Raw genomic sequence first — 19,871 nt, forward strand, 5'->3', positions numbered from 1 at the left:
TTTCACCTCTCTCCAGGAGCGCGGTGCTTCCCGTCAGAAAAGCCCATCGTGGCCGTCAGTCGACCGACCGCCACATGGAAATGGTAGAGGCTTGCGGTTGCAAGCCCGGTTTGCGCCCATAGCTTGAGGCCGCGTGGCAGCGACACGGCCAGCAGCGCGATCGATTTGCCGAGCGTTCGCAAGCGACCCGTCAGGCTCGCGTCGCGTTGATGCTCGAGCAACGTCGAGATCGCGCCCTGTTCGAGACTGCGGGCCCGGATCCAGGACGCCGTGGTGTGGTCTGGCGGCACCGTTTCCGCCACCCATGCCTCCGCCGCCCAGGCGAAGGAAAACCCCTTCGCGCTACATCGATTGAAGAAGTCCCCGTCGCTGACGCCGACAAGATTCAGGGCCGGATTCAAAAACGGTCGCGGCATGGCATCGAGCACCGCTCGTGTGATGAGGACATTGCCGGCCGAATAAAGCCGCGGCACCGGGCCGGTCGCTTCGTAGCAGGGCGAGAAGATCGGATGCTGCTTCCATTTCTGCCCATCCGCGTCCTCGAAGACAGGAAGCTGCGGGCCGCCGACGATGTCCGCCCGGTGGCCCTCCTGAACGGCCACAAGGCAATCGAGCCATTCGGGAGCGGCAACTGCATCATCGTAGATCACCGCTACGGCGCGCAGGTTCGGATAGAGGTCGAGGGCCGTCGCCCAACCGGCATTGCAGGCATGGCTGTGCCCCCGCCGGTGGGCGACGATCACCGTTGAATCGGACCGGTGCTCGAGAAAGAAGCGCTTTGCCGCTTCAGCGCCGGTCTGGCCATCCGGGTCATTTTCAACCACCACCGTGGCGCAAGCAAAGTCCGGGCGTTGCGAGACGATGGTTTTCAGCGTCTTGACGAGATGGTCCGGGCGGCGGAATGTCGGCACGACGACGACGAGTTCAATATCCGCCGCATTCTCCAGTTCGCTCTGGAAGTGGATCGAAATGTCCTCACCGGTCGGTGTCATCGACAAAACCCGCGCAGCTACTGCATGCTTCCTTAAATCGTAGCGGATCTAAGGAAGCATGCAGCAATTCAAAGTGCTACAGCGACCTTTGCGCGTCCGATAAGACGCGCGGGCGCTGTAAAGGCAAGCAATAAAGCAAATCTTCGAAGTTGAATGGGAGTCTATCACGTTCACGCCCAGAGCGTGACTAGCCTCGAAATGATCCGGACGGAAACAGCCCGCATTCGGTGGCGATCGCCAGCGACCGGTCGACGCGACCGCTGCCATGCGATCGAACTCTCAAGTCCCCGTCGCCCGCCCGCCCCGGCCTTGCAACGGTGCAAGGAAATGCGCCGAATGGCGGTGCGCTTTCCCTAGGGCCTTGCATTTATGCGTTTGGAACAGCATAGGGCGCATGCAGGCAAATGCGCAAAGTCGCGCCGGCTAGAGTGTGGCGCGTCGAGGACAAACCGGGAGATATGCCGTGACGACTGTGATTGATGGCAAGGCTGTTGCCGCTTCGGTCATCGAAACCGTGAAATCAGCTACCCAGACGCTGGAGACGGAAACAGGCGTTCGGGCCGGCCTCGCGGTGGTCATTGTCGGCGACGATCCGGCAAGCCACGCCTATGTGTCGGCGAAAAGCCGGATGGCCAAGGAATGCGGTTTCCTCTCCGTCCAGCATACGCTGCCGGGGGAGACCTCGCAGGAGGAACTGGCGGCCCTGGTGGCGGAACTCAATGCCGATCCTTCCATCCACGGCATTCTCGTCCAATTGCCTCTGCCGAAACATCTTCAGTCGGAGCCGATCATCCAATCGATCCTACCCGAGAAGGATGTCGACGGACTGCATGTCGTCAATGCCGGCAAGGTCGCGACCGGCGATCTCGACGGCGGACTGGTCTCCTGTACCCCGGCCGGCGCCATGGTCTTCGTGCGCCGCACCCATGGTGGTGATCTTTCCGGGTTGAATGCTGTCGTCATCGGTCGCTCCAATCTTTTCGGCAAGCCGATGTCGGCGCTGCTGCTCGCTGCCAATGCGACGGTCACCACGGCGCATTCGCGCACCAAGGATCTTGCGGCCGTGTGCCGAAACGCCGATATCCTCGTGGCGGCGGTCGGCCGCCCGGAAATGGTCAAGGCGGACTGGGTCAAGCCCGGTGCGCTGGTCATCGATGTCGGCATCAACCGCGTCGCGGCGCCGGAGCGCGGCGAGGGCAGGACGAAACTCGTCGGCGACGTCGCCTTCGAGGAATGCGCCAAGGTCGCAAGCGTCATCACGCCGGTGCCGGGCGGCGTCGGGCCGATGACGATCGCCATGCTGATGGCGAACACGATCATCGCCGCCTATCGCAAAGCCGGGCAAAACCCGCCGAAATTCTGACATCCTACCGCCCGGGCGCGGGCCCGGTCGAAGCGCGCACGATCAGTTCGGCGCGCCAGAGCTCCTGTTCCGGATAGGTGTCGCGGCCGAGTATCCCGCCGATCAGTCTCGTCGCGATCCGGGCGCCGGCGGCTCGGAGCGATGAGCGCGTCGTCGTCAGCGGTACGCTGAAGTTCTCCGGCTTCAGCATCGGCAGGACGTCGTCATGGGCGATGATCGAAATGTCGCTGCCGATGACGAGCCCAGCCCGATTGATGGCGCGCACCGCGCCGAGCGCCAGCACCGTACTGGAACAGAGAACCGCGGTCGGCGGATCCGGCCGTTCAAGAAAGTGCTGCATGCTTCGATAGCCGTATTCGTCGGCCATCACCGAATGATGAACGAGCTCTTCGTCGAGGCCGAGGCCCCACTCCTCGAGCGCCCGCGTCAGCCCCTTTTTCCTGCGCATGGAAAAGGCGAGATAGTCCGGCCCGTTGATCAGCCCGATCCGGTGATGGCCGAGCTGCAGGAGCAGCTTGGTGGCGTCGTAGAAGGCCTGCGTATTGTCGATATCGAGGAACGGATAGTCGCGTGGGCCGCCAATCGACCGGCCATGCACGACGAAGGGAATCGACAGCGCCTTCAGCATGGGGATGCGGGGGTCGTTGGCGCGCATATAGGCCAGGAAGACCGCATCGACATTGCCGCTCGCCGCCAGCCGCCGAAACGTCGCCTCCTCGTCGTCCGGCGCGCTCGGGTTGATCACGAAGTGGAAGTCATGCTTCACCGATTCCTCTGCGAGGCCCGCGAGAAATTCGCCGAAATGGATGTCGGAATCGATCCCGGGCGCGATCGGCATCACGAGCCCGATCGAATAGGCCTTTCCTGTCGCCAGCCGCTGGGCGGCACGATTCGGCCGGTAGCCGGTCTCGCGCACCGCCTGCAGCACCCTTTGACGCGTTTCCGCATTGACTTCCGGATAGCCGTTGAGGGCGCGGCTGACCGTCGTTTGCGATAGGCCGAGGATCTCCGCCAATTGCTTCAGATTGACCGCCATGGCCGAATTCCTCTCAAAGCGCTTTGGATATCCACTTTATTTTTCGCTCTTTTGGCAAGCGCCAACTTGTCCTGATATCACCCGTTACGCGCCGGACAAAGCAGGAAACCGCCATTTTGCGCTGCAAAACCTTGCCGCAAAGCAAAATACTGCAGTGCAACGCGCACCCTCAGGAAAGCCCCTTGACTCTTTCTCGGCGGCAATGGAGTGTTAGCAAACTCAAAGCGCTTTGAATGTTGCGCCTTGACGATCCACCCGTGGCGTAACGCCCGGGTTTCTTTTTGGGGAGGACCAGAACGTGAAGAGATCATTGCTGATTGGCGTGGCTGCGCTCGCTCTGCTTGCAGGGGCCGCCAGCGCTGCCGACCTGAAGTTCAAGCCGGGCGAAGATTCGAAGTTCAATTGGGGAAGCTTCGAGGAGTTCAAGAAGGGGCACGACCTGAAAGGCCAGACGCTGACGATCTTCGGTCCCTGGCGCGGCGAGGACGAGGCTCTGTTCAAGAGCGTTTCTGCCTATTTCGTCGAGGCGACAGGGGTTGAGATCAAATATTCCTCCTCGGAGAACTATGAGCAGCAGATCGTCATCGACACCCAGGCCGGCAGCCCCCCCGATGTTGCGATCCTTCCGCAACCGGGTCTGATTGCCGACCTTGCTGCGAAGGGCCTCCTGACGCCGCTCGGCGACGAAACCAAGCAATGGCTGCTCGACAACTATGCCGCCGGCCAGTCCTGGGTCGATCTCTCCACCTACACCGGCAAGGACGGCGCCGCGGCGCTCTACGCCTTCCCCTACAAGATCGACGTCAAGTCGCTCGTCTGGTACGTCCCGGAAAACTTCGAGGACGCCGGCTACGAAGTGCCCAAGACCATGGAAGAGCTGAAAGCTCTGACCGAGAAGATTGCGGCCGATGGCGAGAAGCCCTGGTGCATCGGTCTCGGCTCGGGCGGCGCGACAGGCTGGCCGGCGACGGACTGGGTCGAGGACCTGATGCTGCGCACGCAGTCACCCGAGGTCTACGACAAGTGGGTCAAGAACGAGATTCCCTTCACGGACGCCGCGGTGACCGGCGCGATCGACGAGTTCGGCTGGTTTGCCCGAAACGACAAGTTCGTCGACGGCGGTGCGGCAGCGGTCGCCTCCACCGATTTCCGCGACAGCCCGAAAGGTCTCTTCGCCTCGCCGCCGAAGTGCTATCTGCACCATCAAGCCTCCTTCATCCCCTCGTTCTTCCCGGAAGGCACGGTGGTCGGCGAGGATGCCGACTTCTTCTACATGCCGCCCTATGAGAGCAAGAAGGAGCTCGGCAATCCGGTGCTCGGCGCCGGCACGCTTGCGATGATCACCAAGGACACGCCGGCCGCGCGCGCCTTCATCGAGTTCTTGAAGACGCCGATCGCGCACGAGGTCTGGATGGCGCAGACGAGCTTCCTGACGCCCTATAAGAGCGTCAATGTCGACGTCTACGGCAACCCGCCGCTGAAGAAGCAGGGCGAGATCCTCCTCAACGCCACGACCTTCCGCTTCGACGGTTCGGACCTGATGCCCGGCAAGATCGGCGCCGGCGCCCTGTGGACCGGGATGGTCGATTACGTCGGCGGCAAATCATCGGCCGACGTCGCAGCCGGTGTCCAGAAGGCCTGGGACGCCATCAAGTAAAACCTAAGGCAGCGGACGGCATGTCTCGTCCGCTGCCTTCCTTTCGGATCGGTCCGCGTCAGCGGGCATCCCAACAAAAAAAGCGAAAGCCGCCGTCATGTAATGCGCCTGGAGCGTCCTGTTCCGGAGGCGTTTGAGGGGAGGGATGTGTCATGCAGCTGCTCGCTGCCATTCTGACGATGATAGTTGGTGTCCTGGCCTGCGCGGCCTATTTCTGGGCGACCAATTTCATTCTTGATTGGATTTTTCCGTCAAAGGGGCTGTCGGGTGCCGCCGCCTCCCGCAATCTGCGGATCACCAATGCCATCCGGCCTTGGCTGTTCCTGGCGCCGGCTCTGTTCGCGTTGACAATCTATCTCATCTATCCAGTCGTCCAATCCGTGTGGTTGAGCTTCCACGACAGGGGCGGCCAGAGTTTCGTCGGCGCGCGCAACTACAACTGGATGATCAACGACGGCGAATTCCGCCAGTCGATCTTCAACAATTTCCTCTGGCTGCTGGTCGTTCCGGCACTCGCGACATTCTTCGGCCTGATCATCGCGGCGCTGACCGATCGCATCTGGTGGGGCAACATCGCCAAGACGCTGATCTTCATGCCGATGGCGATCTCCTTCGTCGGCGCCGCAGTCATCTGGAAATTCATCTATGACTATCGGGCCGAAGGCTCCGAGCAGATCGGCCTTCTGAACGCGATCGTCGTCGCCTTCGGCGGCCTACCGCAGGCCTGGATCACGCTGCCTTTCTGGAACAACTTCTTCCTGATGGTCATCCTCATCTGGATCCAGACGGGCTTTGCCATGGTCATCCTCTCAGCGGCGCTGCGCGGCATTCCGGAGGAGACGATCGAGGCGGCGGTGATCGACGGTGCCAATGGCTGGCAAATCTTCTTCAAGATCATGGTGCCGCAGATCTGGGGCACGATCGCGGTCGTCTGGACGACCATCACCATCCTTGTCCTGAAGGTCTTCGATATCGTGCTGGCGATGACGAACGGCCAATGGCAGAGCCAGGTGCTCGCCAACCTGATGTTCGACTGGATGTTCCGCGGCGGCGGTGACTTCGGCCGCGGCGCGTCGATCGCCGTCGTCATCATGGTCCTCGTCATTCCGATCATGATCTGGAACATCCGCAACGCAACCAAGGAATCGGGGGGCCATTGAGATGAATCCGTCGACGCGTTCCCCGCTCACCTGGGCCGTCCATCTTTCGGTCCTGCTTTTGGTCATTCTCTGGACCATGCCGACCGCCGGGCTGCTGATCTCGTCGCTGCGCGACAAGGACCAGCTCGCCGTCTCCGGCTGGTGGACGGCGCTGGCCACCTCGTCGCGCAACGATGTGGCGCGTGCCCCTTCGGCCGACAGCCAGGTCGAACGGGACGGCAAGTTCGTGATCTCCGGCAACCTGCTCGAGGGGCGGGGTGGCGGCCAGATTTCCGCCTTCGGCTTCTCCAGCCGTGAACATGGGAAGTTCAAAGCCGGCGAGACGGCGGAGCTCAATGACGGCGAGCGGCTGACGGTGCAGGGCGACGGCAGCTTCGAGATCGTCTCGGACACAAAGATGGAAGGATCGCGCGGCCAGCGCATCTTCTATACCGCCGCCACGCCGCCGCGCTTCACGATCGACAACTATATCGAGGTGCTGAGCGCGGCCGGCATCGGCACGTCGTTCCTCAACTCGCTGACGGTCGCGATTCCGTCGACGGTGATCCCGATCCTGATAGCGGCCTTTGCGGCCTATGCGCTTGCCTGGATGCCTTTCCCGGGTCGGGCGATCCTGCTCGCCGTCGTCGTCGGCCTGCTCGTCGTGCCGCTGCAGATGTCGCTCATTCCGCTGCTGCAGCTCTATAACGGTGTCGGGGCTTTCTTCGGCGTGCCCGCCAAAACCTATATGGGCATTTGGCTCGCCCATACCGGCTTCGGACTGCCGCTGGCGATCTATCTCCTGCGCAATTACATGGCCGGCCTGCCGCGCGAGATCATGGAGTCTGCCCGTGTCGACGGCGCCAGCGATTTCGACATCTTCGTCAAGATCATATTGCCCTTGTCGTTCCCGGCGCTCGCTTCGTTCGCCATCTTCCAGTTCCTCTGGACCTGGAACGATCTTCTGGTCGCCATAGTCTTCCTCGGCGCCGGCGAGGATTCGCTCGTGCTGACCGGCCGCCTGGTCAACCTTCTCGGCTCGCGCGGCGGCAATTGGGAAATCCTCACCGCTTCCGCCTTCATCACCATCGTCGTTCCACTGATCGTCTTCTTCGCCCTGCAACGCTACCTCGTTCGTGGCCTGCTGGCGGGATCGGTCAAGGGCGGCTGACATTCAGGACAGGACTCTATATTCGCATGACCAAGACTGAAACGACCGGCGCAATCCTGACGGCCGACAAGGACTGGTGGCGCGGCGCGGTGATCTACCAGATCTATCCGCGCTCCTTCCAGGACACCAACGGCGACGGCATCGGCGATCTGAAAGGCATCACCGCCCGCCTGCCGCATGTGGCGGCGCTCGGCGCCGACGCCATCTGGATCTCGCCCTTCTTCACCTCGCCGATGCGGGATTTCGGCTACGACGTCTCCAACTACACGGATGTCGACCCGATCTTCGGTACGCTCAAGGATTTCGATCTGCTGATCGCCGAAGCCCATCGTCTTGGCCTTCGGGTGATGATCGATCTGGTGCTGTCGCACACTTCCGACCAGCATGCCTGGTTCGTCGAGAGCCGCTCGAGCCGCAGCAACGCCAAGGCCGACTGGTATGTCTGGGCGGATTCCAAGCCGGATGGCACGCCGCCGAACAACTGGCTGTCGATCTTCGGCGGCTCCGCCTGGGCCTGGGACCCGACGCGGTTGCAATACTACTTGCACAACTTCCTGACGTCCCAACCCGACCTCAACCTGCACAATCCTCAGGTGCAGGAGGCGCTTCTCGCGGTCGAGCGTTTCTGGCTGGAGCGTGGCGTCGACGGCTTCCGCCTCGACACCATCAACTTCTATTTCCATGACAGAGAGCTGCGCGACAACCCGGCGCTTGCACCGGAGCGCCGCAACGCTTCGACTGCGCCGGCGGTCAATCCGTACAACTATCAGGAACATATCTACGACAAGAACCGGCCGGAGAACCTGGAATTCCTCAAGCGCTTCCGCGCTGTGATGGATGAATTCCCGGCGATTGCCGCCGTCGGCGAGGTCGGCGACAGCCAGCGCGGCCTTGAGATCGCTGGTGAATACACCTCCGGCGGCGACAAGGTGCAGATGTGTTACGCCTTCGAGTTCCTGTCGCCGGATCCGCTGACGCCGGAGCGCGTCGCCGAGGTGATGGGCGACTTCCAGAAGGTGGCGCCGGAAGGCTGGGCCTGCTGGGCCTTCGCCAACCACGATGTCGTGCGCCATGTCAGCCGCTGGGGCTCCGGTGTCAGCGATCACATCGGCCACGCCAAGCAGCTTGCAAGCCTGCTCATGTCGCTGCGCGGCTCGGTCTGCATCTACCAGGGCGAGGAACTGGCGCTGCCCGAAGCGGAACTCGCCTACGAGGACCTTCAGGATCCTTACGGCATTCAGTTCTGGCCCGATTTCAAGGGCCGAGACGGTTGCCGGACGCCGATGGCGTGGGAGGGCCTGCCGGACGGCGGCTTCAGCAGCGCCAAGCCCTGGCTGCCGATTCCGGAGGCTCACCTGGCGCAGGCCGTCGCCATCCAGGAGGGTGACCCGGCTTCGGTACTCGAGCACTATCGCCGCTTCCTGCATTTCAGAAAGGCGCACTCCGCCTTCGCCAAGGGGGATATCGAGTTCGTCGAGACGCGGGCGCCGCTCCTCGGCTTTTTGAGGATCCACGGCAACAAGAAGCTCTTCTGCCTCTTCAACATGGGCGAAGAGCCCGCGGCCGCGGATTTGCCGGAAGGCACGGTCGAGCCGCTCGACGGCCACGGCTTCATCTCTGATATAAGGGACAACAAGATCAGTCTTCCGGCCTGGGGCGCGTTCTTCGCGCGCCTGGCCTAGAAAACCGAGGGGAGGGTGCAATGACCGGTCTGCTGCTTAAAGACATCCGCAAGTCCTACGGGGCGGTCGATGTCATTCACGGCATCAATCTCGATATCAAGCAGGGCGAGTTCGTCGTCTTCGTCGGGCCGTCCGGCTGCGGGAAGTCGACGCTGCTCAGGATGATCGCCGGGCTCGAGGAGATCACCGGCGGCGACATGTTTATCGACGGCCAGCGGGTCAACGAGGTGCCGCCGTCGCAGCGCGGCATTGCCATGGTGTTCCAGTCCTATGCGCTCTACCCGCATATGACCGTTTACGACAACATGGCCTTCGGCATGCGGATCGCCAAGGAAACGAAGGAAGAGATCGACCGCCGCGTCCGCTCGGCCGCAGAGATGCTCCAACTTACCAAGTTTCTCGACCGCCTCCCCAAGGCGCTCTCCGGCGGGCAACGCCAGCGCGTCGCGATCGGTCGGGCGATTTGCCGCAACCCGAAGGTCTTCCTCTTCGACGAGCCGCTTTCCAACCTCGACGCGGCGCTGCGCGTCGCCACCCGCATCGAGATCGCCAAGCTCAGCGAGCGAATGGCGGATACGACGATGATCTATGTCACCCACGACCAGGTAGAGGCGATGACGCTCGCCGACCGCATCGTGGTTCTGTCTTTGGGTCACATCGAGCAGGTCGGCGCGCCGCTCGACCTCTATGAAAGGCCGGCAAACCTCTTTGTCGCCCGCTTCATCGGTTCGCCCGCCATGAACGTCATTCCCTCGACGATCACCGCGACCGGGGCGCAGACGACGGTGTCCCTGGCAGGTGGCAAGTCCGTGACGCTCGACATTCCGACCGATGCTTCCGAAGCCGGCAAGACGGCGAGCTTCGGCGTGCGGCCGGAGGACCTGCAGGCGACGGACGGCCAGGACTTCCTGTTCGAGGGCACGATTTCGATCGTCGAAGCGCTCGGGGAGGTGACGCTGCTCTATATCGAAGGACTCGTCGAGAACGAGCCGATCATCGCCAAGATCCCCGGCATCCTCAAGGTCGGGCGCGGCGACAGGGTGCGGTTTACCGCCGACAAGGCGAAGCTGCATCTCTTCGACGCCGACGGGCGCAGCTATCGCGCTTAAGCCGGTCGGTGGAAGCGTGAGAGAATGCCCCTCTCCTCGGGTTTGACCCTGGGTTTGACCCGAGGACTGGCCCTCTCCGCACGCGCGGGGAGAGGGGACTCTTGCGCAGCGTTTGCCCCTTGTCTCTTCGCCCCGCTCGCGGGGAGAAGGTGCCGGCAGGCGGATGAGGGGCATTTTCGCGCGCCAAAGCAGTAACCTCTGACAGGCCATCCACAATGCTTTCGGACGGTCTATTCGCATTCCCTCGCCGAGCCAAACGCTCTGTTAAATTTCATTGGTTAGCGTGGCCGCGATTGGAATGCGAAAGGTCTATTCGATGCGCAGCGCGGCCCCTGTGATGCAACAGCACTTTCTCAACAAGGAAGAGTCGTTCATGTATGATCGGGAGGCGAATTTCCCGATGGAGGACACGCGGAACGACGCGCGGATCGAATTTACCGAGAAGGGAATGCAAAACCTTTCGTCGCGCCGCTGCGAAATCATCAAACTGTCGAAAAGCAGCGCCGTGATCGGCATCATCACGAAGTTCCAGCTACCGCAGAATTTCTACCTCGACATCCCGAGCGCCCGCATTCCGCTGATCGGCTGCCTGTTGAAGCGGGTCCACGCCAACAACCTCATCGAAGCCCGGTTCCTGCGGCTTTTGAACGATCGCGATCTCAACCGGATCTTCGTCTACAGCACCCATCCGAACCACCGCAACCGCACGCTCGACATCTACCGCTGATCGTGGAAAGCTCGATCGACACGTGATCGGCTAACGACATGAGAGCGGCCATGCAACGACCCTATCGCCTTTCCTGTCACTGCGGTGAAATCGCGATCGAGGTCGACGCTGAACTTTCGCGGCTCGTCGAGTGCAACTGTTCGACATGCCGGCGTTCGGGCTTCCTTCACTGGAAGGTGGATGCCGCAGCCGTCAGGCTCCTCACGGAAAAGCGCCGGCTGTCGACCTATGTCTGGCGCGGCCTCGCGGAGGGCCATCATTTCTGCCCGACTTGCGGCACGGCGATCCTACGCACCGGCTATCCCGGCGACCGGGTTTCGCTCAATGCCAGATGCATCGAGGGCGTCGACGTGTTCACCCTCGAAGTCGAGCGCTATGACGGCCGGAATGACATGCCTCCCGGACCGCTGCCATAAGCCAGCGATGGCGTCGGCGCCGGCGCCTCAGTTGAACAGAACGCTTCCCCCGTGATCAGCGGTACCGGCGATCTTGCGGAACGGCGCGAAGAGCTCGCGGCCCATGCCGAATTCGTTGTCGGAGAGGTCGATATGCGCCGGCACGCGCGTCTTCAGCGCAATGTCCTCGACCTTGACCTCGATCGTCCCCTTGACCGCGTCGATGCGGATGATGTCGCCCTCCTGGATGCGGGCGATCGGGCCGCCGTCCTTGGCTTCCGGCGTGACGTGGATCGCTGCCGGGACCTTGCCCGAGGCGCCGGACATGCGGCCGTCGGTGACGAGCGCCACCTTCTGGCCGCGGTCCTGCAGGATGCCGAGCACCGTCGTCAGCTTGTGCAGTTCCGGCATGCCGTTCGCCTTCGGGCCCTGGAAGCGCACGACGGCGATGAAGTCACCTTCGAGCGTGCCCGCCTTGAAGGCAGCGTTGAGCTCGGCCTGATCGTTGAAAATCTTGGCGGGGGCCTCGATGACATGGCGATCCGGCTTGACGGCCGAAATCTTGATGACCGCCTTGCCGATATTGCCGGTCAGCATCTTTAATCCGCCCGTATGCTGGAACGGCTGGTCGATGGTTGAAAGCACCTTCGGATCGGCGCTTTCAGCGGGCGCCGGCTCGCGCTTGACGGCGCCGTTGTCGCCAAGCTTCACGTCGATCGCGTAGGCACCGAGTCCCTGGCCGTAGACGGTCCGGACGTCGTCGTGCAGCAGGCCGGTCTTCAGAAGCTGTGCGATCAGGAAGCCCATGCCGCCGGCCGCGTGGAAATGATTCACGTCGGCGAGGCCGTTCGGATAGACGCGGGCGAGCAGCGGCACGATGTCGGAAAGTTCCGAAATGTCCTGCCAGGTGAGCACGATGCCGGCAGCGCGCGCCATGGCGACGAGGTGCATGGTGTGGTTCGTCGAGCCACCGGTCGCATGCAAGCCGACGACACCGTTGACGATCGACCGTTCGTCGATCATCTCGCCGGCCGGCGTGAATTCGTTGCCCATGGCGGTGATCGCCAGTGCCCGCTTCGCCGCTTCCTTGGTGAGCGCGTCGCGCAGCGGCGTGCCGGGGTTGATGAAGGAGGCGCCCGGCAGGTGGAAACCCATGATCTCCATCAGCATCTGGTTGGAGTTGGCGGTGCCGTAGAAGGTGCAAGTGCCGGGGCCGTGATAGGACTTCGACTCCGCTTCGAGCAGTTCGTCGCGGCCGACCTTGCCTTCGGCGAAGAGCTGCCGGACCTTGGCCTTCTCGTCGTTCGGCAGGCCCGAGGTCATCGGCCCGGCCGGTACGAAGATGGCGGGCAGGTGCCCGAAGGTCAGCGCCGCGATCACCAGGCCCGGCACGATCTTGTCGCAGACGCCGAGATAGACGGCCGCATCGAACATGTTGTGCGACAGGCCGATGCCGGCGGCCATGGCGATCAGGTCGCGCGAGAAGAGCGACAGTTCCATGCCGGGCTGGCCCTGGGTGACGCCGTCGCACATCGCCGGCACGCCGCCCGCGACCTGGGCCACGCCGCCCGCCTCGCGGGCCGCCTCGCGGATCAGCGCCGGATAGGTTTCGAACGGCTGGTGCGCCGAGAGCATGTCGTTATAGGAGGTGATGATGCCGAGGTTCGGGACGCGGTCGCCGGCGAGCGCCACCTTCTCGGCGGGGGAACAGACGGCAAATCCGTGCGCCAGGTTGCCGCAGCCGAGCACGCTGCGGTGCGGCCCAGTCGCCGCGGCGCTGCGGACGCGCTCGAGGTAAGGCTCGCGATAGGGCTTCGAACGCTCGACGATACGGGCGGTAATGGTGGCAATGCGGGAATCGGCGGACATGGCACATCCTGTTCCGGAGTCTTCGGACCCCTTGATCTTCATCCTGTCGTCGGCTCACAGCGGCAATGTTTCCAAGCGGCGCGTGTCGCTGTAGCGCTTTGAATGGCTTTATCTTGCCCGGACGCGTTACGGCGCCCAGTAGATCTGCAGCGGCGATGCCGCCCGCCTCAGCATGGCGCGGATCGGCATTTCGGTCTCCTCGCCCGCTGCTTGCGCCCGGCCAAGGACCCCCCTCTTTCCCTCGCCCTCGATGTGCAGGACCAGATATCCGGCATCATGAAGGCTGGAGAAGGTAAAGGTGAGGCGGGGTTCTCCGGCCCCGTCGGCCTCCATGGTGATCACGCCGCGCGGGGTCGCCGGGTCCAGAGCCTCTTCCAGGCGCGTCCCGCCGGGGAAGAACGAGGCCGTATGCCCGTCCGTTCCCATGCCGAGCACGACGACGTCGAAGGGGGCAGCAATGCCGGCCGTCTTCTCGCTTGCGATCGCAGCCCCAGCCTCGGCCGTCGCCGCGGCGTGATAGAGCGGAACGAACGGCGCCGCGGCTGCCTTGTTCTGCAGCAGGTTGGCCGCGACGAGAGCGTGATTGGAACGGTCGCTTTCCGGCGGAACGAAGCGCTCATCGACGAGCGTAATGGTCACTTTCGCCCAGTCGACATCGCGCTCGGACAGGGCACGGAAAAACGCCTTCGGCGTCGAGCCGCCCGATACCGCGATGCTCGCCGCGCCGCGCGCCGCTATCGCCGCGGCAAGCCTGGCGCTGACCGCATCGGCGAGCCCCTCCGCCAAGGCCGCTCCGTTTTCGTATGTATGCAGGGTCTCGCTCATCGGCCGGTCCTAGATCGTGTCGTTCCAGGTGCGGCCGTCGCGCTCGATGAGCGCGATCGCCTGGCTCGGCCCCCATGTGCCGGCGGTGTAGCCCTGTACCTGCTGTCCAGCCGTTTCCCAGGCTTTGAGGATCGGATCGATCCATTGCCAGGCGGCCTCGACCTCGTCACGGCGCACGAACAGCGTCTGGTTGTTGCGGATGACGTCGAGCAGCAGCCGCTCATAGGCGTCGGCGTTGCGCAGCCGAAGGCCTCGGCGAAGCTCATGTCGAGCGGCACGTTCCTGAGGCGCATGCCGCCCGGTCCCGGGTCCTTGATCATCAGCGATTGCTTGACGCCCTCGTTCGGTTGCAGGCGGATCATCAGCTGGTTGGCGGAGATGCGCCCGGCGCTGTTGTCGAAGATCGAGTGCGGTATCTGCTTGAAGGTGATGACGATCTCCGACATGCGGCCGGCCATGCGCTTGCCGGTACGGATGTAGAACGGCACGCCGGCCCAGCGCCAGTTGCTGATCTCGGCCTTGATCGCCACGAAGGTCTCCGTGTTGGAAACGCCGCCTTCGAGTTCTTCGAGATAACCCTTGACCGGACCGCCGGCCGATGCGCCGGCGCGATACTGGCCGCGAACCGTGACCTGCTCGACATTGGCGGCGGTGATCGGCTTCAGGGCGCGGAGCACCTTGAGCTTCTCGTCGCGCACCGCTTCCGCATCCATCGAGGTCGGCGCTTCCATCGCGACGAAGCAGACGAGTTGGAGAATATGGTTCTGCACCATGTCACGCAGCGCGCCGGCCTTGTCGTAGTAGCCGGCCCGATTTTCGAGGCCGACCGATTCGGCGACGGTGATCTGCACATGGTCGATATGGGCCGAATTCCACAGCGGCTCGTAGAGCGCGTTGGCGAAGCGCAGCGCCATCAGGTTCTGCACCGTTTCCTTGCCCAGATAGTGGTCGATGCGGAAGATCTGCTCTTCGCGGAACACCTTACCGATCGTGTCGTTCAACTCGGTCGCCGAAGCGAGATCGCGTCCGATCGGCTTTTCGACGACGATGCGGGTGTTCTTGGTGATGAGCTTGTGATCGCGGATCTTTTCCGAGATATCGCCGAAGATTGCCGGTCCGACGGCAAGATAGAAGGCGCGGGTGCGATCCTTGCCTTCGTCCAGGATCTTCTTGAGATCGTCCCAGCCCTGCTCGGACTTGGCGTCGACGGAGACGTAGTGGAGCCGCGAGGTGAAGGTCTCGACCTCCGCCTCGTCGAACTCGCCGGGCTTCAGGTGTTCCTTCAGCGCGTCGGATGCGAATTGGCGATATTCCTCATCGGTGAGGGCGGCGCGTGAGGCGCCGATGATACGCGTCGGCTCGGAGAACTGGCCTTCGATCTGCCGGTGGTAGAGAGCCGGCAACAGCTTGCGTTCCGCAAGATCGCCGGTGCCGCCGAACACGACATAGTCAAACGGTTCGACAGGAATGATCTGGCTGCTCATGGGATGTTCTCGATCTCGTTCAGGTCAGGGCAGATATAATCTAATCGATTTAAAAGCGCTAGTGTGCAACGCAACAAAATCGTATCTGACCAAGTTTTCCAAAGCATGACGCTCTGTGGTTGAGCCATTTCAAGGCGTTCGGACCTGGGCAAACACCTGCCCCAGAACCATGCGGCTCTAAAGTCGATCGCGCAAGGCATACCAGCTCAGCGCGAGGAAGAGCAGGACCGATCGGAAGCGTGTTCCACCGGGGAAAGCCGGTATTTTCAAGGCTCTCAGAAGCTCCAGCTCCGTCGCTTTGCCGAGCGCGAGGTCCGCATAGAGCTTGCCGCAATAGTTGGAGAGCATGACGCCGTGGCCGGAATAGCCGCCGATGCTCGTCACCCCCGGCATGACCTCGCGGCAGAAGGGCTGGCGCGGCATGGTGATGCCGACCGAGCCGCCCCAGCCATGGGTGATGTCGATGTCGGCAAGCGCCGGGTAGATCTCGCGGATCTGGCGGCGAATGTGGCTGGAAATGTCCAGCGGGTTGTCGGCGGTATAGGCTTCGCGTCCGCCGAACAGCAGCCGACCATCCTTCGACTTGCGGAAATACCGCACGACGAAGCGCGAATCGTCGACGGATTCGCCGCCCGGGAGAATCTCCGGGTGGTCCGCCAGAACCGGCGTGGCGCCGATGAAGGAGCGGATCGGCATGACATGGCTGGCCGTCACCGGCTCGAGATCGCCGATATAGGCGTTGCAGGCGATCAGCGCCCGCTCCGCAGTAATCGTGCCTCGGTTCGTCTCGATGATGACGGCGCCGCCCTTTTTCTCGATTTTCAGCGCCTTCGTCTGTTCGTAGAGCTTGGCCCCGGCAAGCGCCGCCTGCCTCGTCAGGCCGACGAGCAGCTTCATCGGATGGATATGGCCGGTGCCGGTGTCGCGGATGCCGAAGTGATAATGGCTCGATCCGAGCCGGCTTGAAGTCTCCTCACGATCCATGAAGGAGAGGTGCGGATAGCCGAACCGCTCCGCCATCTGATCGACATGGCGGCGATAGTCGGTCTCGAAGCTCTTCTTATGGCCGACGGAGAGCTGGCCCGGCACGAATTCGATATCGATCCGGTGCTCGTTGGCGAAATCGAGCACGTAACGCTTGGCGTTTTCCGCCATGTCGAAAAGCGACTGCGCCCGCTCGTGGCCGAGCACCTCTTCCGCCTCGTCGGCCCAGGCGCGCTGGCCCGTGCCGAATTGGCCGCCGTTGCGACCCGATGCGCCGTCGCCGAAGCGGCAGGCGTCAATCAGCGTCACATCGGCGCCGCCCTTGGCAAGATTATAGGCCGCCTGCAGCCCGGTATAGCCGCCGCCGACAATGGCGACGTCGGCCCTGCGTGAGCCCGGCATCGCCGGATAGGCGGGCCTGTCCGGCACTGTCGCCTCGTACCAGGAAATTCCGGGCGAGATCGGGCTTTGCCATTCCATCCGAATGCTCCTCGTGTCAGACGTTGAGGAGCAGGAATTCGCGTTCCCACGGGCTGATGACCTGCATGAAGGTCTCGAACTCGCCGCGCTTCACGCCGGCATAGATGGCGATGAACTCGGCGCTGAAGACCTCTGCAAGCGACGGCGCCGACTCGAGCAGCGAAATGGCTTCGAGCAGGCCACGCGGAAGATCGATCTCGCCCTCATTGGCGGTGTCTTCCGAGGGCGGCGTCGGCTGCAGGTCCTCCATGATGCCGAGATAGCCGCAGCCGAGCGAGGCGGCGAGCGCCAGATACGGGTTCGCATCGGAACTCGGCAGGCGGTTTTCGATGCGCCTGGCGACCGGGTCAGAGACCGGGATGCGGAATGCCGTCGTCCGGTTGTCGTAACCCCAGGCCGTGTTGACCGGCGCCGACATGTCCGGCGTCAGCCGCCGATAGGAGTTCACGTAGGGAGCCATCATCGACAGCGTCTTCGGCACGTAATGCTGCATGCCGCCGATGAAGGAGAAGAACTCCTTGGAAGGCGAGCCGTCCGGGCTGGAGAAGATATTGCGGCCGGTCTCGATATCGATGACCGACTGATGGATGTGCATCGCCGACCCCGGCTGGCCCTGCATCGGCTTTGCCATGAAGGTGGCGTAGATGCCGTGCTTCAGCGCCGCTTCGCGGATGGTGCGCTTGAACATGAATACCTGGTCGGCCAGTTCGATCGGATCGCCGTGCCTCAGGTTGATTTCGAGCTGCGCCGGCCCCTCTTCATGGATCAGCGTGTCGATCTCGAGGCCCTGCTTTTCCGAGAAATGGTAGATGTCGTCGATCAGTTCGTCGAATTCGTTGATTCCGGCGATCGAATAGCCCTGGCCGCCGAGAATGGAGCGTCCGGAGCGACCCTTCGGCGGACGAAGCGGATAGTCCGGATCGTCGTTCTGGGCGACGAGATAGAACTCGATCTCGGGCGCGACGACCGGTTTCCAGCCCTTCTGGCGATAGAGGTCGAGGACGCGCTTCAGGACATTGCGCGGCGTGTAGCTGATCTGCTCGCCCTGCGAGCCGACGATGTCGCAGATCACCTGCGCGGTTGGATCGCTTTCCCACGGGACGATGGAAATGGTCGAAAGGTCCGGCACCAGCTTGATGTCGCTGTCGCGCGAATCGTAGCGGAATTGCCCCGTCTCCTCGGGGTACTCGCCGGAAATCGTGTGGCGGTAGATCGCCGAAGGCAGCGCCAGCGAGGTGTTGGACGTGAATTTCGAGGTCGGCATCATCTTGCCGCGCGCCACGCCGGCAAGGTCGGGGGTGATGCACTCGATATCTTCAATACCGCGGATTTTCAGCCAGTCGACCGCTTCCTTCCAGGTCTTGACGCCTCGTGGCGCATGCAGGGCAAGGGGGACTCCTGAACTCTTGCTGACCTTTGCTGTTTGTTGGCCAACGCTTCTCTTGGAAGACATAAATCACCGGATTCTGCTTCGGATAACGCATCATAGCCGCCGATTGCCAATTGGCTACTGCATGTTTCCGTAATCGGGTCCGATTTACGGACAAAAACATCCAGCATCTCAAATCGCTAGCGTGATTGACTTTTTGCCGTTCGCCGGAAAGGAAGGCGAGAAACACGAAGAGGGCATTGCGTGATCGAGACGCAGGATGTGGTGATCATCGGGGCGGGTGCCGCCGGCATGATGTGCGCGATCGAGGCGGGCAAGCGCGGCCGCCGCGTCGTCGTGATCGACCACGCCAGGGCGCCAGGCGAGAAGATCCGCATTTCGGGAGGCGGCCGCTGCAATTTCACCAATGTCCATACGGGCCCGAAGAACTTCCTTTCCGACAATCCGCATTTTTGCAAATCCGCACTCGCCCGCTACCGGCCGCAGGATTTCATATCGCTCGTCGAGCGGCACGGCATCGCCTGGCATGAGAAGACGTTGGGGCAGCTTTTCTGCAACCACTCTGCCAAGGATATCATCCGCATGCTGCTTGCGGAGATGAAAAAGGCGGGTGCGATACTGCAACTCGAGACGACGATCTCGGCCGTGGAACGCAGCGCTTCGGGTTTCCGCGTCACCACCAGCGCCGGGACGATCGATGCCGCGTCGCTTGTAGTCGCGAGCGGCGGCAAATCGATCCCGAAGATGGGTGCGACGGGTCTTGCCTACCGGATTGCCGAGCAGTTCGGCCTGCCGGTCGTCGAGACGCGGCCGGCACTGGTCCCGTTCACTCTCGATCCGGTCCAGCTTGAAAAGCTCGGCGCGCTTGCCGGTGTGGCGGCCGACGCCGAAGTCCGCTTCGGCAAGGTTGCCTTCCGCGAGGCGGTGCTCATCACCCATCGCGGATTGAGCGGCCCGGCAATCCTGCAGATCTCCTCCTATTGGCGAGAGGGCGCGGAGATCGTCCTGCGCTTGATGCCCGATATCGATATTGCCTCGATCCTCAAGGGCATGCGCCGCACGGGCGGCCGCCAGGCGGCGCAGACCGCGCTTGCCGACATCCTGCCGCGCCGGCTCGCGCAGTTCTTTGCCGACGAGGCAAAGCTCGCCGGACGCCTGCTTGCCGATCTTTCGGACAAGGCGATCGACGCGCTGTCGGCGTCCATTCAGGCCTGGACGTTGAAGCCGGCGGGAACGGAGGGCTACCGGACCGCCGAGGTGACGCTGGGCGGGGTCGATACGCGCGCGCTCGACTCGCGGACCATGCGAGCGACAAACATCCCCGGCCTCTATTTCATCGGCGAATGCGTCGACGTGACCGGATGGCTGGGCGGCTATAATTTTCAATGGGCCTGGGCTTCCGGCTTCGCTGCGGGTCAAGACGTGTAACGCCTGGGCAAAAATGGTGATTTGCGTCTTCAGCCATTCTTAAGGGAAATAGTCGAACCTGCTTTGCATGGCTCCACGGCCGGCAGAGGACTGGCGGAACGGTCCCGAAACAGAGACCAGACTGTTTCCAATTCATGGCC

The 19,871-nt window shown here is 62.8% G+C and carries 16 protein-coding genes and 1 pseudogene; 10 read left to right on the top strand and 7 right to left on the bottom strand.

What is annotated here, in order from left to right; translation table 11 throughout:
* Positions 1–2 precede the first annotated feature (2 nt).
* On the bottom strand, positions 3–992 hold the full coding sequence (locus N181_RS14700; protein WP_037395276.1) for a glycosyltransferase family 2 protein: 990 nt from the start codon (positions 990–992) through the stop codon (positions 3–5).
* A gap of 463 nt (positions 993–1,455) precedes the next feature.
* On the opposite strand from N181_RS14700, the gene folD reads away from it, so the two are divergent.
* Entirely contained in the window at positions 1,456–2,355 is a 900-nt protein-coding gene (folD, locus tag N181_RS14705; RefSeq protein ID WP_012706891.1) for a bifunctional methylenetetrahydrofolate dehydrogenase/methenyltetrahydrofolate cyclohydrolase FolD, read from the top strand.
* Positions 2,356–2,359: 4 nt separating this feature from the next.
* Here the strand turns inward: folD and N181_RS14710 are convergent, their stop codons facing one another.
* Positions 2,360–3,391, bottom strand: a complete 1,032-nt coding sequence (locus tag N181_RS14710; RefSeq protein ID WP_037395271.1) for a substrate-binding domain-containing protein — start codon at positions 3,389–3,391, stop codon at positions 2,360–2,362.
* Between N181_RS14710 and N181_RS33140 the strand changes: the two genes are divergently transcribed.
* From N181_RS33140 to N181_RS14745, 8 genes are all read left to right on the top strand, one after another.
* Positions 3,390–3,605, top strand: coding sequence for a hypothetical protein (locus N181_RS33140; protein WP_141322114.1), 216 nt, complete (start codon positions 3,390–3,392; stop codon positions 3,603–3,605). The two genes, N181_RS14710 and N181_RS33140, sit on opposite strands and share 2 nt — an antisense overlap.
* Before the next feature lie 84 nt (positions 3,606–3,689).
* Complete coding sequence (locus N181_RS14715) at positions 3,690–5,048, top strand: ABC transporter substrate-binding protein (RefSeq protein WP_037395268.1); 1,359 nt, start codon at positions 3,690–3,692, stop codon at positions 5,046–5,048.
* Positions 5,049–5,200: 152 nt separating this feature from the next.
* Positions 5,201–6,208, top strand: a complete 1,008-nt coding sequence (locus N181_RS14720; protein WP_037395265.1) for a carbohydrate ABC transporter permease — start codon at positions 5,201–5,203, stop codon at positions 6,206–6,208.
* A gap of 1 nt (position 6,209) precedes the next feature.
* Positions 6,210–7,358 (top strand): carbohydrate ABC transporter permease, encoded by a 1,149-nt coding sequence (locus N181_RS14725; protein ID WP_014327372.1) that lies wholly within the window; start codon positions 6,210–6,212, stop codon positions 7,356–7,358.
* Between the two features lie 26 nt (positions 7,359–7,384).
* A complete protein-coding gene (bglA, locus tag N181_RS14730; protein ID WP_037395262.1) occupies positions 7,385–9,040 on the top strand; it encodes a beta-galactosidase BglA in 1,656 nt (551 codons plus the stop codon).
* Positions 9,041–9,060: 20 nt separating this feature from the next.
* Entirely contained in the window at positions 9,061–10,149 is a 1,089-nt protein-coding gene (locus N181_RS14735) for an ABC transporter ATP-binding protein (RefSeq protein ID WP_037395258.1), read from the top strand.
* 316 nt (positions 10,150–10,465) lie between these two features.
* Positions 10,466–10,876, top strand: coding sequence for a hypothetical protein (locus N181_RS14740; protein WP_037395319.1), 411 nt, complete (start codon positions 10,466–10,468; stop codon positions 10,874–10,876).
* Between the two features lie 50 nt (positions 10,877–10,926).
* Positions 10,927–11,292: a GFA family protein gene (locus N181_RS14745; protein ID WP_234885878.1), complete on the top strand. Its 366-nt coding sequence runs from the start codon at positions 10,927–10,929 to the stop codon at positions 11,290–11,292.
* Positions 11,293–11,319: 27 nt separating this feature from the next.
* Here N181_RS14745 and edd read toward each other — a convergent pair whose 3' ends face one another.
* The 5 genes and pseudogenes from edd to N181_RS14770 all read right to left on the bottom strand — a co-directional run bounded on the left by edd (position 11,320) and on the right by N181_RS14770 (position 18,366).
* Positions 11,320–13,140, bottom strand: a complete 1,821-nt coding sequence (gene edd / locus N181_RS14750) for a phosphogluconate dehydratase (RefSeq protein ID WP_014327377.1) — start codon at positions 13,138–13,140, stop codon at positions 11,320–11,322.
* A 126-nt stretch (positions 13,141–13,266) separates the two neighbouring features.
* Positions 13,267–13,965: a 6-phosphogluconolactonase gene (pgl, locus tag N181_RS14755; RefSeq protein WP_014327379.1), complete on the bottom strand. Its 699-nt coding sequence runs from the start codon at positions 13,963–13,965 to the stop codon at positions 13,267–13,269.
* A gap of 9 nt (positions 13,966–13,974) precedes the next feature.
* A pseudogene (zwf, locus tag N181_RS14760) lies at positions 13,975–15,449 on the bottom strand (glucose-6-phosphate dehydrogenase).
* 177 nt (positions 15,450–15,626) lie between these two features.
* Positions 15,627–16,913, bottom strand: a complete 1,287-nt coding sequence (locus tag N181_RS14765) for an NAD(P)/FAD-dependent oxidoreductase (protein ID WP_014327381.1) — start codon at positions 16,911–16,913, stop codon at positions 15,627–15,629.
* 16 nt (positions 16,914–16,929) lie between these two features.
* Positions 16,930–18,366, bottom strand: coding sequence for a glutamine synthetase family protein (locus tag N181_RS14770; protein WP_014327382.1), 1,437 nt, complete (start codon positions 18,364–18,366; stop codon positions 16,930–16,932).
* Between the two features lie 180 nt (positions 18,367–18,546).
* Between N181_RS14770 and N181_RS14775 the strand changes: the two genes are divergently transcribed.
* Entirely contained in the window at positions 18,547–19,731 is a 1,185-nt protein-coding gene (locus N181_RS14775) for a BaiN/RdsA family NAD(P)/FAD-dependent oxidoreductase (protein WP_060563458.1), read from the top strand.
* Positions 19,732–19,871 lie beyond the last annotated feature (140 nt).

Source organism: Sinorhizobium fredii USDA 205, assembly GCF_001461695.1.
Lineage (GTDB): Bacteria > Pseudomonadota > Alphaproteobacteria > Rhizobiales > Rhizobiaceae > Sinorhizobium > Sinorhizobium fredii.

Bases quoted from the DNA above. Each gene is read 5' to 3' on its own strand.
- N181_RS14770 (WP_014327382.1), bottom strand. From the start codon at position 18,366: ATGTCTTCCAAGAGAAGCGTTGGCCAACAAACAGCAAAGGTCAGCAAG.
- bglA (WP_037395262.1), top strand. From the start codon at position 7,385: ATGACCAAGACTGAAACGACCGGCGCAATCCTGACGGCCGACAAGGAC.
- N181_RS14720 (WP_037395265.1), top strand. From the start codon at position 5,201: ATGCAGCTGCTCGCTGCCATTCTGACGATGATAGTTGGTGTCCTGGCC.
- edd (WP_014327377.1), bottom strand. From the start codon at position 13,140: ATGTCCGCCGATTCCCGCATTGCCACCATTACCGCCCGTATCGTCGAG.
- N181_RS14735 (WP_037395258.1), top strand. From the start codon at position 9,061: ATGACCGGTCTGCTGCTTAAAGACATCCGCAAGTCCTACGGGGCGGTC.
- N181_RS14765 (WP_014327381.1), bottom strand. From the start codon at position 16,913: ATGGAATGGCAAAGCCCGATCTCGCCCGGAATTTCCTGGTACGAGGCG.
- pgl (WP_014327379.1), bottom strand. From the start codon at position 13,965: ATGAGCGAGACCCTGCATACATACGAAAACGGAGCGGCCTTGGCGGAG.
- N181_RS14740 (WP_037395319.1), top strand. From the start codon at position 10,466: ATGCGCAGCGCGGCCCCTGTGATGCAACAGCACTTTCTCAACAAGGAA.
- N181_RS33140 (WP_141322114.1), top strand. From the start codon at position 3,390: ATGGCCGAATTCCTCTCAAAGCGCTTTGGATATCCACTTTATTTTTCG.
- N181_RS14745 (WP_234885878.1), top strand. From the start codon at position 10,927: ATGCAACGACCCTATCGCCTTTCCTGTCACTGCGGTGAAATCGCGATC.
- N181_RS14725 (WP_014327372.1), top strand. From the start codon at position 6,210: ATGAATCCGTCGACGCGTTCCCCGCTCACCTGGGCCGTCCATCTTTCG.
- N181_RS14710 (WP_037395271.1), bottom strand. From the start codon at position 3,391: ATGGCGGTCAATCTGAAGCAATTGGCGGAGATCCTCGGCCTATCGCAA.
- N181_RS14700 (WP_037395276.1), bottom strand. From the start codon at position 992: ATGACACCGACCGGTGAGGACATTTCGATCCACTTCCAGAGCGAACTG.